Source organism: Pseudomonas sp. GL93, from assembly GCF_003408955.1.
GTDB lineage: Bacteria > Pseudomonadota > Gammaproteobacteria > Pseudomonadales > Pseudomonadaceae > Aquipseudomonas > Aquipseudomonas paracarnis.
On the sequence record NZ_NKRF01000075.1, the window covers coordinates 22088 to 38549 of the forward strand.

Here is a 16462-nt window from a genome sequence, read left to right on the forward strand (position 1 = left end):
TGACGCGCCCTGCATCAATTCCCAGGCTGCCAGCCATGGCGTGCCGTGTGGCGGGCTGCGCGATATCGATAACGGATGGTGATGCCCCCATGGATTTCAAAGACTACTACAAGATTCTCGGTGTCGAGCCGACGGCGGATGACAAGGAGATCAAGTCGGCTTATCGCAAGCTGGCGCGTAAATATCACCCGGACGTCAGCAAGGAAAAAGATGCCGAAGCCAAGTTCAAGGATGCGTCCGAGGCCTATGAAGCGCTGAAAAGCGCCGACAAGCGCGCCGAATACGACGAATTGCGCAAATACGGCCAGCATGGCCAGCCGTTCCAGGGCCCGCCGGGCTGGCAGAGCCGTGGCGGCTTTGGTGGTGGCCAGGACGCGGGCGACTTTTCGGACTTTTTCAGTTCGATCTTCGGTTCGCGCGGCGATGCCTTCGGTGGCGGCCAGCGCCGTCCTACCGGGCGCAAGGGCCAGGATGTGGAGATGCAGCTCACGGTTTCTCTGGAGGAAACCCTGTCCACCGAGTCCAAGCAGATCAGCTTCCAGGTGCCGCAGTACGATGCCTCCGGTCGGCATGTGAGCAACACCACCAAAAGCCTGAACGTGAAGATCCCGGCCGGTGTGGCCGATGGCGAGCGCATTCGCCTCAAGGCCCAGGGCGCGCCGGGCATTGGCGGCGGCGCCAATGGGGATTTGTACCTGATCATCAAGTTTGCGCCCCACCCCAAGTTCGAGGTGGACGGCGAAAACCTGATCATCAACCTGCCGCTGGCACCCTGGGAGTTGGCGCTGGGCACGGAAGTGGCCGTGCCGACCCTCACCGGCAAGATCAACCTCAAGGTGCCTGCCGGCAGCCAGAACGGCCAGCGCATGCGCGCCAAGGGCCATGGCTTGCTGAACAAGGCCGGGCAACGCGGCTACCTGTTCATCCAGCTCAAGGCCGTCATGCCCAAGGCGGCGGATGATGAGGTCAAGGCATTGTGGGAGGCCCTGGCGCAAAAGGCTGCTTTCAATCCGCGCGAGCAGTTCTGAGCGGGTCATTGATTTAGTTAGCGCCAGCCGCAAAAACGCCGTGCCTAGGATGACAACCTCTTCCAAGAAAAAGGTTGTCATCCCATGCCGGACTTTCAGGTCACCGACCCCGCCACTCCGCTTCCCGGTGAGCAGGGTCAACATTACGAACTGATCAAGCAGGCGATCCCCGCTTGCCTGGTCAACAGTTCGCCCTCCCGCCGCAAGGCCCTCAAAGATACGCCGCCGGCCATTCCCCGCTGGTATGGCGCCGCTTCCCAAGCCTGCAAAGATCGGCTCAAGGTGCTGCTGGATGCCCGTTGCGATTCGCTTAACGAACTGGAGAAAACCTTCAGCCACATACGCTCGGAGCAAGCGTTTGCCCAACCGTTGCTGGAAGCCAAGCTAAAGGCTATCGGCCATGAGCTGGACGTCAATCAAACCTGGTTGCGCCTGTATGTACCGGTCGAAGATGCCTTTGGCGTAAAGACCGGTGGCTTCAGGGTCAAAACGTTCTCGCTGCTGCACGCTGCCCTCGGCAATTTCGAGCAACGCGAGACTCGAGAGGACTATTTCGACAGTGCCTCAGGTTTCATCACCCCACCGGACGTGCGCGATCATTTCGAGCGCCACACCACGACCCTGAAGATTCATGCGTTCACTCAACTGTGCCGAGACCTGGACCTGGGCAAGCAGTACCAGGCTCACCTCAAGGCGCAATTGAAACCTGACGACGCCAAATCCCAAGTCGAACTGCGCGAACGTTATGTCCGGCATCAGAAAGCCGCCTTCAAGGCGGCGGCGTACCTGGCGTTGCTCAAAGGCGACATTGGCGACAGCGACCACGCGCTGCTGATGCGGGTGGCGGCCGGGGAAAAATACATCCGCAGCGACGGCAAGCCAATCGGCTATCGCAGCCTGAGCCTGATGAACCTGCATGTGCATGATTGCCTGGTCATCGACACTTGCGCCAAGCCTGGCTACACCTGCTGGGTCATCGTCTATATTCCCGATGACCCCGACCATCCCATCAAGCGTTATGAAAGCTTCAATGACTTTCGCAATGATTTGACCGAGCGCCTGAGCGCGAAAACCACCCAGCAAGCTGACCGCTCCCAAGGCTGGAAGGCTACGCCGAACCAGCATTTTTTTGCCCGGTTCGTTGCCGACAAAGACCGCGCGTACTACTACAAACGACTGACCGAACTGGTGCTGGACGCACCTCCCCAGCCGTTTGGCGCACAGGCCTTGCGATCGGAGTGGGGTCGCTTGCTCACTTCTCCGTCCTTCTCCACGCCTTCAACGCTGGGGGAGCCCCAACCCCGGGTGCGCGTCCCTGTCAGCGCCCCTGAGTTCAACATCCGCGCTCACACCCTCGTTGACCTTTGGCAAGTCCCGGACCTGTGGACTTATCGCCTGGGCAGCCTGCGTACCCGCCTGTTCGAGAATGCGCGGCATCGTGCGGTGAGCACCGCCGATGTCGATGAGGCCTCGCGCTCACTGCGCGCCGCGCATTACATGAGCATTGGCCTGTTCGGCCTGAACCTGGTGGCCATGGCGGTACCGCCGCTGGGCGTAGTGATGGCCGTGGCGATGGCCGGGCAACTACTTTACGAAGTCATCGACGGTGTTATCGAGCTGAGCGAAGGCGACCGCGAAGAGGGCTGGGCGCACATTACCGATGTGGTGGAAAACCTGGCGGCGCTGGCGGTACAGGCAGTCGTGGTGCACTTCACCGTGTTGCCGTTTATCGAGCAGCTCAAGGCCGTTACCCTGCCCAGTGGCAAGACTCGGCTCTGGAAACCCGACTTGTCGGCCTATGAGCACACCGCGTCCCTCCCTTCAGTGGCGGCGGATGAGCAAGGCCTGCACCGGCACAACGGCCAGACCGTGCTGCCATTGGAGGGTAAGCGCTATGCCGTGCAACAAGACCCGCTGACCGAGCAATATCGCATCCTGCACCCCACACGTGCCGAGGCCTATCAACCGATATTGAAGAGCAACGGCACTGGCCTCTGGAACCATGAAGTGGAGCGACCGCACACTTGGGAAGGCGCCACGTTGATGCGACGGTTGGGGGCCGTGACGGACGGCTTCAGCGATCTTGAGTTGGAGCAGGCACGCAGCGTGGCGGATGTGAGTGAGGCGGTGCTGCGCCGCGTGCACGCGGAGGGCGAACCGGTACCGGCGATTTTGCTCGACACCCTGCGCCAGTTCAGGGCGTATCGCGATGCGGTGAACGTCGCCGAGGGCATTCGCCTGGGCGCGCTCAGCAGCGAGCTGTGCAGTTATGCCGCATCCCTGGCGGTGGAGTTGCCGGGGTGGCCGGCGAGCAAGGCGATCGAGGCATTTTCCGGCACCGAGTTGAGCGGGCCGTCGATCAAGTACGGCAATCGTCAGGCAACGGCGGCGGACACCGTGCATATCCACCGTGGCCAATTGATGGGCGGCCAGTTGCCCCGGCGCATTATCGAAGCGCTCAGCGAACCTCAGCGCGATGCCCTGGTGGGCAGTTACACCCCCCGCACGCTCGAGGCTCGAACCAAGGTCCTGCAATTGATGCTGGAACAGCGGGCCGAGGCAGTGCGCGAACGCTTGATGAAGAGTATTTACGTCGAGCAGCAACCACCGTCCGACACCGCGATCATGTTGATCCAGCGCGACTTTAGCGGTGTGCCGACGATCCTGGCGCGCGAAGTGCTGGCCGACGCAACGCCGACCGAGCGCGACACCCTGAACAGCGCCAAGCGCATCCCGCTGCGCCTCGCTCAGAAGGCGCGCCGGGCGCAGCAGCAAATGCGCCTGACCCACGCACATGAGGGCTTGTACCTTGATGCGTTGGCTGGACCGGACACCGAAACCCTGGCCCTCCACACCCTGCCGGCGCTTCCCGGCTGGTCGGACAATCTGCGCCTGGAAGTGCGCGAGGGCCGGTTTGAAGGCCCATTGCGTGCCAGTTTTGGCCCTCAGGAGGCGAGCAATCGCAAGGTCCTGGCACGCATGGAGGATGGGCGTTATCAAGCCTTTGATGAGCGCGGTCAGCATCTGCATGGGCTCAATGGTTTCTATGGCGCCTTGCAGCACGCATTGACCGATGTCCATCGCAACGCGATTGGCCTGCCCCACGTCGGCCAGGGTGAGCAATTGAAGGGGTTGATCAAGCAGCATGCATTAGGCAGGGCACCGTTGCGCAAAGCCTTGGGCATGTCGCCGGAAAAGCTGCCGTTTTTTCAACCGCCGAGCGTGTTGCCAGGTGAGCGTCGCGGCTATCCATTGAGTGGGCGCGGTGGCACTGAGTGGGAAAAAATCACGCGCGAGCGGATCCGCAGCCTGTACCCGGAAATCACCCGGGACGAAATGCTCGCCCTGATCAATGAGCGCGGAGCATTGGATCTGAGCTGGCTGCGTGCGTTGGAGCAAGAGTACAAAACCCTGCATTCCACGTTGCATCAATGGCTGAGCGTACAGCCCCAGGGCATGGAGGCGTTCGGTGAACAGCACCGTAGGGTGCTGAGGGCCAGACGCAAGATTTTTACCACGCTGGATGACGCCTGGAGACGGGTTGGCCCACGGCACTATGATCGAAGCGGACGCCTTTTGGGGCAGAAAATCGAATGGTTGGAAGAGGACCTGGCGCAGCAGTTGCGAACCTTGCCCGCACTGACTGCAAACTTTGACCATGTCAGCTACTTGGGCATTGTGGGAACCGAAGGCTTGCAGCTGACGGATGCCGATGTGCAGCCACTGCTCGCCAACTTTCGCGGTCTGCGTCGATTAGGGATCGAGGCTGCTCAACTGACAAGCGTGCCATCAGCCATCGAACAGATGCCGCATTTGCAGCGGTTGCATTTGGGCGGCAACGATATTGTCCTGACGCCTGAAGACGTCCTGCGCTTGAAAGATCGGGTGCATCTCAAGGAGTTGTTTTTGGAGATGAACCCACTTGGCTTGCCACCCGATGTCGGTCGCATGCCGCGCTTACAGACCTTGCTGCTCAATGACACAAGCCTGGAGGAGTGGCCTGTCAGTGTGTTCCGTGTGCCCAGGCCGGAAAATTTCATTCTGGATATGCGGCAGAACCCGATAGCGCGGATTCCCGAGTTCGCGCCGGGCTCGGATAAGGCACTGATTGTGGCAAAAACGTTCCTCACCCGTGAAGAGCTGACGCCTGAGCTGCTTGCTCAATTCAAGCGGTACATCGAGGCCGCTGGCCGCGATCCGGATCGCCAGTTGCCGAAAAGGGGCGCGCTCGACAGCGAGCAGTGGAAAGCCGGTTATTCGGCGCAGGAATGGCCCTCCAGGCAAGTGTTATGGGACAGGCTGGAAGAGTCGTTTGGCTCTGAGGGTTTTTTCAATCTTCTTCGTGCCGTCGGGCGTTCGGGGGATGCGCCCGCCGCTAGCGGTGTGTGGTTGCCCGAGCTGACAGCCAAGGTCTGGCGCATGCTCGAGGCCATGGGCGAGGATGCCGAGTTGCGCGAGCAACTGTTCCTGATGGCCAGGGACCCCGCAGCCTGCGTGGACGCCGGAGCCCAGATGTTCAATGCGATGGGCGTTGCCGTGCTGCATTGGTCGGCGTACTTCAGCGAGGATGTGGCCTCCGTGCGCAAGGCTGTCTTCAACCTGGCCAGGGGCAAGTGGCGGCTCGATGAACTGGGCCGTATCGCCCATGAGCGCGTGTCCCAATTGCAGGCCGACGGCGTCAAGTTTCCGGAGTACGACGCGCAAGGCGCACGCGTCGATCATTACGATGCCCACGGCAATGTGATCGCCGATATCGATGAAGTCGAGATCTACCTGGCGTACACAACGCCACTGGCAACCCGCCTCGACCTGCCCTGGCAATCCCGGAGCATGATGTTCCGCGAGGATTATGTGACGACGCCCATGGTCGAGGCGGCATTCAACCGCGTACAGCTACTGGACCAAGGCGAGTTGCTGCGTGGCAACCTGCTGGAGCAACCGATGTGGACCGACTTTCTGCAGCGAGCTCATCCAGCGGACTACGCACCGATTGCCGAAAAGTTCGATGCACTGATCGACTATCAGGCCGCGCAGGAACAATGGGCTGGCGCTGCCCACCTCCCCGAGAGGGCGCGGCAGGCCCTGCGTCGAACCATCAGCCAGGCGGCCCGGCGCCTGGGCCGACCGGCTTCGGAAAGTGAACCGGGGCAACTGATGCCCCAGCAAGACTACGACGACACCTTTGGCCGCATCAATGCTGAGCTGATCACCTTGAACCAGACACTGACCGATCAAGCGATCAGCGCCATCCACTAGAACAGGAAGTACCGCTGGGCCATCGGCAAAACTTCAGCCGGTTCGCACCACAGCAATTGACCGTCGGCCTTGACCTGATAAGTCTGTGGATCAACCTCGATATCCGGCAGGTAGTCGTTGTGGATCAGGTCGGTTTTCTGCACATCGCGGCAACCCTTGACCACTGCGATTTGCTTCTTCAGGCCCAGGGCCTCGGGCAGCCCGGCCGCCTGCGCGGCCTGGCTGATAAAGGTCAGGCTGGTGGCGTGCAGCGAGCTGCCGAAGCTGGCGAACATGGGGCGGTAATGCACCGGCTGCGGCGTCGGGATCGAGGCGTTGGCGTCGCCCATCAGGCTCGAAGCAATGGCGCCGCCCTTGAGGATCAGCGTCGGCTTGATGCCGAAGAACGCCGGGCGCCATAGCACCAGGTCGGCCCATTTACCAACTTCGATGGAGCCGACGATATGGCTGATGCCGTGGGTGATCGCCGGGTTGATGGTGTATTTGGCGATGTAGCGTTTGGCGCGGAAGTTATCGTTGCCAGGGCCGTCACCGGGCAGGGGGCCACGCTGTTTTTTCATCTTGTCGGCGGTCTGCCAGGTGCGTGTGATCACCTCGCCGACGCGGCCCATGGCCTGGCTGTCGGAGCTGATCATCGAGAACGCGCCGAGGTCGTGCAGGATGTCTTCGGCGGCGATGGTTTCGCGGCGGATGCGGCTTTCGGCGAAGGCCACGTCTTCGGCAATGCTCGGGTCCAGGTGGTGACACACCATCAACATGTCCAGGTGTTCGTCGATGGTGTTACGCGTGAACGGCCGCGTCGGGTTGGTGGAACTGGGCAGCACATTGGGGAAACCGCAGGCCTTGATGATGTCCGGCGCATGCCCGCCACCGGCACCTTCGGTGTGGTACGTGTGGATGGTGCGGCCCTTGAGCGCGGCGAGGGTGGTTTCGACAAAACCCGACTCGTTGAGGGTGTCGCTGTGGATCGCCACCTGCACGTCGTAGGCATCGGCGACGCTCAGGCAGTTGTCGATGCTCGCCGGCGTGGTGCCCCAGTCTTCGTGCAGCTTCAAGCCGATAGCACCGGCCTTGACCTGCTCGATCAGCGGCTCGGGCAAACTGGCGTTGCCTTTGCCGGTAAAGCCAATGTTCATCGGGAACGAATCGCTGGCCTGCAGCATCCGCGCAAGGTGCCACGGGCCGGAGGTGCAGGTGGTGGCATTGGTGCCGGTGGCCGGCCCCGTGCCGCCGCCGATCATGGTGGTGACGCCGCTGGTCAGGGCCTCTTCGATCTGCTGTGGGCAAATGAAATGCACGTGGGAGTCGATGCCGCCGGCGGTGAGGATCATGCCTTCCCCGGCGATCACTTCGGTGCTGGCGCCGATGGCCATGGTCACGCCGGGCTGGATGTCCGGGTTGCCGGCTTTGCCAATCGCGTGGATGCGGCCATTCTTCAAGCCGACGTCGGCCTTGACGATGCCCCAGTGGTCGATGATCAATGCGTTGGTGATCAGCGTGTCGACCACTTCATGGGCGAGCAACTGGCTCTGGCCCTGGCCGTCGCGGATCACCTTGCCGCCGCCGAATTTGACCTCTTCGCCGTAGACGGTGAAGTCCTGTTCCACTTCGACGAACAGCTCGGTGTCGGCCAGGCGCACCTTGTCACCGACGGTGGGGCCGTACATGTCGGCGTAGGCTTGGCGGGTGATTTTCATGTGTGTGCCCTGAACAATAGGTGTTGAATGTGAAATCGCTATCGCAGGCAAGCCAGCTCCCACAGGGGATTGCATTCCAACTGTGGGAGCTGGCTTGCCTGCGATGAGGCCCTAAAGGTCGCCCATGACCCGCCCTGCAAACCCAAATACCCGCCTTGCACCACTCAACTCCACCAACTCCACCTCCCGACGCTGCCCCGGCTCAAACCGCACCGCCGTGCCCGCCGGGATACTAAGGCGCATGCCACGGCTGGCCGCTCGGTCGAATTCCAGCGCGTCATTGGTCTCGAAAAAATGGTAATGCGAGCCTACCTGGATCGGCCGGTCGCCGCTGTTGGCCACGCCGAGGATGAGGGTGCGGCGGCCGACATTCAGTTCGATCTCGCCAGGCTGGATCTGATATTCACCAGGAATCATGCAGGTTGCCCCAGGGTCTTGAAGTAGATGGCGGTCGGGCTGTAGCGCCCGTCCGGGCTTTGGCAATAGTCGGGCAGCTCACCGATCTTGGTGTAGCGCAGCGACTGGTAAAAGGCTTCGGCGCCGGAGCCGGCCTCGGTGTCCAGGTACAGCAGGCCACGCTTGTGCTGGCGCGCGGCGAGTTCCAGGGTATTCATCAATTGCTGGCCCAGGCCATGGCGACGGGCGCTGCTGTGCACCAGCAACTTTTGCACCTCGGCGCGGTTCAGGCCGTTGGCTTTCTGGCACAACGCCAATTGCACGCTGGCGATCACCTGCTCGTCGCGCACCACCACCCACAGCAGCAGGCTGGTGTCCTCGACCCCGGCTTGCACGCCGCTCAGGTAGTCCCGGGCCTGAACCTCATCGAAGTCGGCCATGAAGCCCACCGAAGCGCCATGCTGCACCGCGTCCAGCAATAGCTCGATCAAGCCCCGGCGGTAATGGGCAAAACTTTCCGCATTGACTCGACGCAGTTGTGCAGCGCTCATCGATGTCACTCCTTGGGCGGTTGTGCGCCCGGGTTCAAGGTCAGTTGCATAAAGGTGAGGTCGAGCCAGCGGCCGAACTTGATGCCCACTTGCGGCATCTGCCCGGTAATGCTGAAGCCCAGGCGCTCATGCAGGCGGATCGAGGCCAGGTTGCCGCTTTCGATGGCGGCGACCATGACGTGCTTGCCGCCGTTGCGGGCGCGCTCGATCAGGGCCTGCATCAGGCGTGGGCCGAGGCCTTTGCCGCGCTGGTCATTGCGCACGTAAACCGAGTGTTCCACGCTATAGCGGAAGCCCTCGAAAGGGCGCCAGTCGCCGAATGAGGCGTAGCCGGTGACTTCGTCGTTGTCCACAGCGACCAGGATCGGGTACTGCTGCGCCTGGCGTGCACTGAACCAGGCTTGGCGGTTGGCCAGGTCCACCGGCTGCTCGTTCCAGATCGCCGTGGTGTTCAACACCGCGTCGTTGTAGATGGCGCGAATAGCCGGCAGGTCGTGTTCGGTTGCATCACGAATCATGGCCGCACCTCACGCAATGGGCTGGTGGACGGTGACCAGCTTGGTGCCGTCTGGGAAGGTGGCTTCCACCTGGATATCCGGGATCATTTCCGGGATGCCTTCCATCACTTGTTCGCGGCTGAGCAGGGTGGTGCCGTAGTGCATCAGGTCGGCCACGGTGCGGCCATCGCGGGCGCCTTCCATCAGGGCGGCGGAGATATAGGCGATGGTCTCCGGGTAGTTGAGCTTCACCCCGCGCGCCAGGCGCCGCTCGGCGACTAAGCCTGCGGTGAAGATCAGCAGTTTGTCTTTTTCCCGTGGGGTCAGGTCCATGGTTCAGTCCGTCGTAAGGCAATTAAAAGGGCGGGCGCTAACCCCTGTAGGAGCGAGCTTGCTCGCGAAAAACCTGAGGGCGCCGCGTACATTCAGGATGCCCGCGTTATCGTTAACGATCTTCGCGAGCAAGCTCGCTCCTACCGAAGGGCGCATCTTCATGTGCTCCAGATTCGTGGTGCGACTGCTTCTCGCCCCAGCACTGCCGGGCGTAGCAATTTCCATAAATCAATCAACCAACCCCGCGCCAGCAGCGCTTCACTGGCCAGGCAACGCGCCACCAGCAAGCCGGGCAGTTGGGTCAGGTCACCGCGCACCGCGTGGGGCAGTGAGCGGCATTGTTCAAGCGATTGCGCATCGACTTCACCGGTCACCAACAAGGTGGCAAACACCGGTTGCCCATCCAGCCCGATAGGCGAATCCAGCAACCCATCGGCGCCCACAATGCGCTGGCGTTCATGCCAGAGCAACTGGCCGTCGCGGCGAATGTCCAGGTGCGATTGAAAGTGGCCCAGGTCGAATCGTTCGCCACTGGCCGGGCGGCCCAGGGCGACCACATCCCAGTAGAACAACCGCGCATCGCCCAGCAGCTCGATCTGTGTGGTGAGTTCGGCCTGGGCCGCGCTGAACACGATGGTTTCCTGAGGCAGCCATTCCAGGGTCGCGCCGGCTTCCACGGTCAGTTCAAGTTGCTGATACGCCGGGCCGCTGGCGCGGTACCACTTGGCGGCGCCGGGGCTGGTCAGTTGTGCCCAGGCCCCTGTGCCCACATGGGCGCTGATGTCCAGGCGATCGCCACCGGCAATCCCGCCGGGTGGGTGCACGATGATGTGCTGGCACACCTCGGGGCCTTCGGCGTACAGGTGCTTTTGCACCCGTAGCGGGCCCAGGTGGCGGCGCAGTACCGGGCGTGTGGTATCGCCGAAACGCGCGTAGCCGAGTTCCAGCTCGGCGTGCCAGCTGGGGGTGAACAGGGCAGGGGTAACGGGCAGGTTCATGGTGTGTGCTTATCGTTAGGAGGCTACAGATTAGATGGTTACCAGCCCACGCACACCCTCGTTTTCCATATTTTCACCACGGCCCTGCTGTACGATTTCGCCACGGGACATCACCAGGTACTGGTCAGCCAGTTCAGCGGCAAAGTCATAGAACTGCTCCACCAACAGGATCGCCATATCGCCGCGCGCCGCGAGCTTCTTGATCACCGCACCGATTTCCTTGATCACCGACGGCTGGATGCCTTCGGTGGGCTCATCGAGAATCAACAGGCGCGGGCGGCTCGCCAGGGCACGGCCAATCGCCAACTGTTGCTGCTGGCCGCCGGACAAATCGCCGCCACGTCGATGCTTCATTTGCAGCAACACCGGGAACAGTTCGTAGATGAAGGCCGGCACCTCTTTGGCTTCGGAACCGGGGAAACGCGACAGTCCCATCAGCAGGTTTTCTTCCACGGTCAGCCGCCCGAATATCTCCCGGCCCTGAGGCACGTAGGCGATGCCGGCATGTACTCGCTGGTGCGGCTTGAAGCCGGTGATGGCCTTGCCTTCCCAGTTCACCGCGCCTTCCTTGGCCGGCAACAGGCCCATCAGGCACTTGAGCAGGGTGGTCTTGCCCACGCCGTTACGCCCGAGCAGGCAGGTGACTTCGCCGACCTTCACGTCGAAGGACAGCCCGCGCAGAATGTGGCTACCGCCGTAATACTGGTGCAGCTTGTCGACTTGCAGCATTCTCAAAACCTCCTCAATGTGATCGTTCCCACGCTCTGCGTGGGAATGCATACCGTGACGCTCTGCGTCACCGTTGCGCAGCGGGACGCGGAGCGTCCAGCGTGGCATTCCCACGCGGAGCGTGGGAACGATCAGCCGTTCGTGTCAGCATTAGCGGCCGAGGTAAACCTCGATCACCCGCTCGTTTTCCTGCACCTGTTCCAGCGACCCTTCGGCCAGCACGCTGCCCTGGTGCAACACGGTGACGTGGTCGGCAATCGAGCCGACAAAGCCCATGTCGTGCTCCACCACCATCAGCGAGTGCTTGCCGGCCAGGCGTTTGAACAGCTCGGCGGTGAACTCGGTTTCGGCGTCGGTCATGCCTGCCCCCGGTTCATCCAGCAGCAACAGTTGCGGGTCTTGCATCAGCAGCATGCCGATTTCCAGGAACTGCTTCTGGCCGTGGGACAGTAAACCGGCGGGGCGATGCACGGAGGCGGTGAGGCGGATGGTGTCGAGCACTTCCTCGATACGGTCTTTCTGTTCGCCACTCAGGCGCGCCCGCAGGCTGGCCCACACCGACTTGTCGGTCTTCTGCGCCAGCTCCAGGTTTTCGAACACGCTGAGGGCTTCGAACACCGTGGGCTTTTGGAATTTGCGCCCGATACCGGCCTGGGCGATCTGCACTTCGCTCATGCGGGTCAGGTCCAGGGTTTCGCCAAACCAGGCCTTGCCGTGGCTGGGTCGGGTCTTGCCGGTGATCACGTCCATCAGCGTGGTCTTGCCCGCGCCGTTGGGGCCGATGATGCAGCGCAATTCGCCGACGCCGATGTACAGGTTCAGGTCGTTGAGGGCCTTGAAACCGTCAAAGCTGACGCTGATATCGTCCAGGGTCAGAATGGTGCCGTGGCGGGTGTTGAGCCCTTTGCCCGCGACCTGGCCGATGCCAATCGCCTCGCGGCCGCTGCCTGCGTCGAAAATAGGTTCAAGCATGACGTTCCTCATTTCTTCAGCAGGCCGATAACGCCCTTGGGCAGGTACAGGGTGACGATGATGAACAGCGCCCCCAGGAAGAACAGCCAGTACTCGGGGAAGGCCACGGTGAACCAGCTCTTCATGCCATTGACCACACCGGCGCCGAGCAACGGCCCGATCAACGTGCCACGCCCGCCCAGCGCTACCCACACGGCGGCTTCGATGGAGTTGGTCGGAGACATTTCGCTGGGGTTGATAATGCCCACCTGCGGCACATACAGCGCACCGGCAAGGCCGCACAACACTGCACTCAACACCCACACGAACAGCTTGAAACCGCGTGGGTCGTAACCGCAGAACATCAGGCGGTTCTCGGCGTCGCGCAGGGCAGTGAGCACGCGCCCGAACTTGCTCTTCGCCAGGCGCCAGCCGATGTAGAGGCTGGCCACCAGCAACAGCACCGTGGCGAGAAACAACACCGCTCGCGTGCCCGGTTCAGTGATGCCGAAACCGAGGATGCTGCGGAAGTTGGTAAAGCCGTTGTTGCCGCCGAACCCGGTCTCGTTGCGAAAGAACAACAGCATCCCGGCGAAGGTCAGGGCCTGGGTCATGATCGAGAAATACACGCCCTTGATTCGCGAGCGGAAGGCGAAGAAACCGAACACCAACGCCAGCAAACCAGGGGCCAGTACCACCAGGCACAAGGCCCAGAGGAAGTGGTCGGTGCCGGCCCAGTACCAGGGCAATTCGGTCCAGGACAAAAAGGTCATGAAGGCCGGCAACTCACTACCTGCCGCCTGGCGCATCAAGTACATGCCCATGGCGTAGCCGCCCAGGGCGAAGAACAAACCGTGGCCCAGGGACAGCATCCCGGCGTAACCCCACACCAGGTCCAGCGCCAAGGCGACGATGGCGTAACAGAGAATCTTGCCCACCAGGGTCAAGGTGTAGGCCGACACATGCAGCGGGTTGTCGGCAGACAATAGCGAACACAGGGGCAGCGCCAGCAGCAGGAGCAGGATGACTGCACCGACCGCAATCGTGACTTTGGGGCCGGCCTTTTGCGTGGCCGTAAGCATCAATGGCTGGTTCATCAGTCGATCACCCGTCCTTTCAGTGCAAAGAGTCCTTGCGGGCGTTTCTGGATAAACAGAATGATCAGCGCGAGGATCAGGATCTTGCCGAGTACGGCACCGATCTGGGGTTCGAGAATTTTGTTGGCGATCCCTAAGCCAAAAGCGGCCATGACACTGCCGGCCAACTGGCCGACGCCGCCGAGCACCACCACCAGGAACGAGTCGATGATGTAGCTCTGGCCCAGGTCCGGGCCGACGTTGCCGATCTGGCTCAGCGCCACGCCGCCCAAACCTGCGATACCGGAGCCGAGGCCAAAGGCGAGCATGTCCACGCGCCCGGTGGGCACGCCGCAGCAGGCGGCCATGTTGCGGTTCTGGGTGACGGCGCGCACGTTCAGACCCAGGCGCGTCTTGTTCAACAGCAGCCAGGTGAGCACCACCACGAACAGTGCGAAGGCGATGATCACGATGCGGTTGTACGGCAGCACCAAGTTGGGCAGTACCTGGATGCCGCCGGACAGCCAGGCCGGGTTCGACACTTCGACGTTCTGCGCGCCGAACACCAGGCGCACCAGCTGGATCAGCATCAGGCTGATGCCCCAGGTGGCGAGCAAGGTTTCCAGCGGGCGGCCATACAGGTGGCGAATCACCGTGCGTTCCAGCGCCATGCCGATGGCCGCGGTGACAAAGAACGCCACCGGCAACGCGATCAAGGGGTAGAACTCGATGGCCTGGGGCACATAGCGCTGCATCATCAACTGCACCACATAGGTGGAGTAGGCGCCGAGCATCAGCATCTCGCCATGGGCCATGTTGATCACGCCGAGCAGGCCGAAGGTGATCGCCAGGCCCAGAGCCGCCAGCAGCAGGATCGAGCCCAGGGACATGCCGCTGAACGCCTGGCCGAGGATCTCACCCATCATCAGTTTGCGTTTGACCTGGGCCAGGCTGGTTTCAGCGGCGGTGTGCACGGCGGCATCGGCTTCCACGCCTGGCGCCAGCAACGCTTCAAGGCGCGTGCGGGCCAGCGGGTCGCCGGTGCTGCCGAGCAAGCGCACGGCCGCCAGGCGCACCACAGGGTCGGGGTCGACCAGTTGCAGGTTGGCCAGGGCCAGGCTGAGGGCGCTGTGCACCTGCTCATCCGTCTCGGCGACGACCTGCTGGTCGAGGAATTTAAGTTGTGCAGGCACCGCGCTTTTTTGCAGGGTGCGCGCTGCCTCCAGGCGCACCTTGGGGTCGGCGGCGAGCAGTTGCTGGCTGGCTTGCACGTTATTGATCAAGCCGCGCAGGCGGTTGTTCAGGCGCACGGTCTTGGTTTCACCGTTGAGCGTGAGTTGGCCTTGTTGCAGCGCGTCTACCAGCTCGATGCGTGCTGGGTCGGGCTGTGCGGCCCAGTCCTGAAGGAGCTTGGCTTGTTGTGTCGGGTTGGCGCTGAGGAAGTCCTCGGCGTCGCTGGCGTGTGCGGCCAAGGGCAGCAACAGCACAAATGCCAGGAAATAACGAGAGAGGGCAGTGGGCATAGCAAAATGTCCTGATCATGCGCGGACGGTGTGGGCACCGGTTCTTTGTGGGAGCTGGCTTGCCTGCGATGGCATCGCTGCGGTGTATCAGGTACACCGAGTTGCTTGCATCGCAGGCAAGCCAGCTCCCACATTGACCGTGCCCTACCTCGGGGCTTTAGTTGCTCTTCACCGCATAGTCCGGCTTTTTGTCATTGCCCGGAATGTAAGGGCTCCATGGCTGTGCACGAATCGGCGCCTCGGTCTGCCACACCACCGAGAACTGCCCGTCGGCCTGGATCTCACCGATCATCACCGGCTTGTGCAGGTGGTGGTTGGTCTTGTCCATGGTCAGGGTGAAGCCCGACGGTGCAGCGAAGGTCTGGCCGCCCAGGGCTTCACGCACTTTGTCGACGTCGGTGGACTTGGCTTTTTCCGCCGCCTGCGCCCACATATGGATGCCCACATAGGTGGCTTCCATCGGGTCGTTGGTCACGGCTTTGTCGGCGCCCGGCAGGTTGTGTTTCTTGGCGTAGGCTTTCCAGTCGGCCACGAACTTCTGGTTCACCGGGTTCTCCACCGACTGGAAGTAGTTCCAGGCCGCGAGGTTGCCCACCAGCGGCTTGGTGTCGATGCCACGCAGTTCTTCTTCACCCACCGAGAACGCCACTACCGGGACATCGGTGGCTTTCAAGCCCTGGTTGGCCAGTTCTTTGTAGAACGGCACGTTGGAGTCGCCATTGACGGTGGAGACCACCGCGGTCTTGCCACCGGCGGAGAACTTCTTGATGTTGGCGACGATGGTCTGGTAATCGGCGTGGCCGAACGGGGTGTAGACCTCTTCGATGTCTTTGTCCGACACGCCTTTGGAATGCAGGAACGAACGCAGAATCTTGTTGGTGGTGCGCGGGTACACGTAGTCGGTGCCGAGCAGGAAGAAACGCTTGGCGCTGCCGCCTTCTTCGCTCATCAAATATTCCACCGCCGGGATCGCCTGCTGGTTCGGCGCCGCACCGGTATAGAACACGTTGGGCGACATCTCTTCGCCTTCGTACTGCACCGGGTAGAACAGCAAGCCGTTGAGCTCTTCAAACACCGGCAACACCGATTTACGCGACACCGAGGTCCAGCAGCCGAACACCACGGCGACCTTGTCCTGGGTCAGCAGTTGCCGGCCTTTCTCGGCGAACAGCGGCCAGTTGGACGCCGGGTCCACCACCACCGGTTCGAGCATCTTGCCGTTCACCCCGCCTTTGGCGTTGATCTCGTCAATGGTCATCAGCGCCATGTCTTTGAGCGAGGTTTCGGAGATCGCCATGGTCCCGGACAACGAGTGCAGGATGCCGACCTTGATGGTCTCGGCGGCCTGGACGGTCCAGGTCAAACCCATGGCGGCAATGGATGCCGACAAAGTGAAAGCCTTGATCAAGCTGCGACGCTTCATGGTG

Annotated in this window: 13 protein-coding genes and 1 pseudogene; 2 read left to right on the forward strand and 12 right to left on the reverse strand. The window is 62.0% G+C overall.

The genetic code is table 11. The annotated features are described in order from the left end of the window. Nucleotides 1-89: 89 nt before the first annotated feature. The gene (locus CER19_RS13780) at nucleotides 90-1028 is read left to right on the forward strand and encodes a DnaJ C-terminal domain-containing protein (RefSeq protein ID WP_116666804.1); all 939 of its coding nucleotides are present in this window, start codon (nucleotides 90-92) and stop codon (nucleotides 1026-1028) included. A gap of 84 nt (nucleotides 1029-1112) precedes the next feature. After that, nucleotides 1113-6284 carry a dermonecrotic toxin domain-containing protein gene (locus CER19_RS13785; RefSeq protein WP_116666805.1) on the forward strand — a complete coding sequence of 1724 codons (5172 nt, stop codon included), beginning with the start codon at nucleotides 1113-1115 and terminating at the stop codon, nucleotides 6282-6284. Here the strand turns inward: CER19_RS13785 and ureC are convergent. The 12 genes and pseudogenes from ureC to urtA all read right to left on the reverse strand — a co-directional run bounded on the left by ureC (nucleotide 6281) and on the right by urtA (nucleotide 16458). Next, nucleotides 6281-7981: an urease subunit alpha gene (ureC, locus tag CER19_RS13790; RefSeq protein ID WP_020301612.1), complete on the reverse strand. Its 1701-nt coding sequence runs from the start codon at nucleotides 7979-7981 to the stop codon at nucleotides 6281-6283. The genes CER19_RS13785 and ureC overlap by 4 nt on opposite strands. Before the next feature lie 111 nt (nucleotides 7982-8092). Continuing rightward, nucleotides 8093-8398 carry an urease subunit beta gene (locus CER19_RS13795; protein ID WP_116666806.1) on the reverse strand — a complete coding sequence of 102 codons (306 nt, stop codon included), beginning with the start codon at nucleotides 8396-8398 and terminating at the stop codon, nucleotides 8093-8095. Continuing rightward, entirely contained in the window at nucleotides 8395-8928 is a 534-nt protein-coding gene (locus tag CER19_RS13800) for a GNAT family N-acetyltransferase (RefSeq protein WP_116666807.1), read from the reverse strand. The genes CER19_RS13795 and CER19_RS13800 overlap by 4 nt, the downstream gene beginning before the upstream one ends. Nucleotides 8929-8933: 5 nt before the next feature. Further along, nucleotides 8934-9446, reverse strand: a complete 513-nt coding sequence (locus CER19_RS13805) for a GNAT family N-acetyltransferase (protein ID WP_116666808.1) — start codon at nucleotides 9444-9446, stop codon at nucleotides 8934-8936. A 9-nt stretch (nucleotides 9447-9455) separates the two neighbouring features. After that, a complete protein-coding gene (gene ureA / locus CER19_RS13810) occupies nucleotides 9456-9758 on the reverse strand; it encodes an urease subunit gamma (RefSeq protein ID WP_003171437.1) in 303 nt (100 codons plus the stop codon). A 45-nt stretch (nucleotides 9759-9803) separates the two neighbouring features. Further along, a pseudogene (locus CER19_RS29065) lies at nucleotides 9804-9914 on the reverse strand (outer membrane lipoprotein carrier protein LolA); the annotation flags it as partial. A 2-nt stretch (nucleotides 9915-9916) separates the two neighbouring features. Next, nucleotides 9917-10756, reverse strand: a complete 840-nt coding sequence (locus CER19_RS13815; protein ID WP_116666809.1) for an urease accessory protein UreD — start codon at nucleotides 10754-10756, stop codon at nucleotides 9917-9919. 30 nt (nucleotides 10757-10786) lie between these two features. Continuing rightward, complete coding sequence (gene urtE, locus CER19_RS13820; RefSeq protein WP_116666810.1) at nucleotides 10787-11485, reverse strand: urea ABC transporter ATP-binding subunit UrtE; 699 nt, start codon at nucleotides 11483-11485, stop codon at nucleotides 10787-10789. A gap of 150 nt (nucleotides 11486-11635) precedes the next feature. After that, nucleotides 11636-12469, reverse strand: a complete 834-nt coding sequence (gene urtD, locus CER19_RS13830; protein WP_165861630.1) for an urea ABC transporter ATP-binding protein UrtD — start codon at nucleotides 12467-12469, stop codon at nucleotides 11636-11638. Continuing rightward, a complete protein-coding gene (urtC, locus tag CER19_RS13835) occupies nucleotides 12466-13533 on the reverse strand; it encodes an urea ABC transporter permease subunit UrtC (protein WP_116666813.1) in 1068 nt (355 codons plus the stop codon). Before urtC ends, urtD begins: the two co-directional genes overlap by 4 nt. After that, on the reverse strand, nucleotides 13533-15035 hold the full coding sequence (urtB, locus tag CER19_RS13840; protein ID WP_116666814.1) for an urea ABC transporter permease subunit UrtB: 1503 nt from the start codon (nucleotides 15033-15035) through the stop codon (nucleotides 13533-13535). Before urtB ends, urtC begins: the two co-directional genes overlap by 1 nt. 157 nt (nucleotides 15036-15192) lie before the next feature. Then, nucleotides 15193-16458, reverse strand: a complete 1266-nt coding sequence (gene urtA / locus CER19_RS13845; protein WP_116666815.1) for an urea ABC transporter substrate-binding protein — start codon at nucleotides 16456-16458, stop codon at nucleotides 15193-15195. Nucleotides 16459-16462 lie beyond the last annotated feature (4 nt).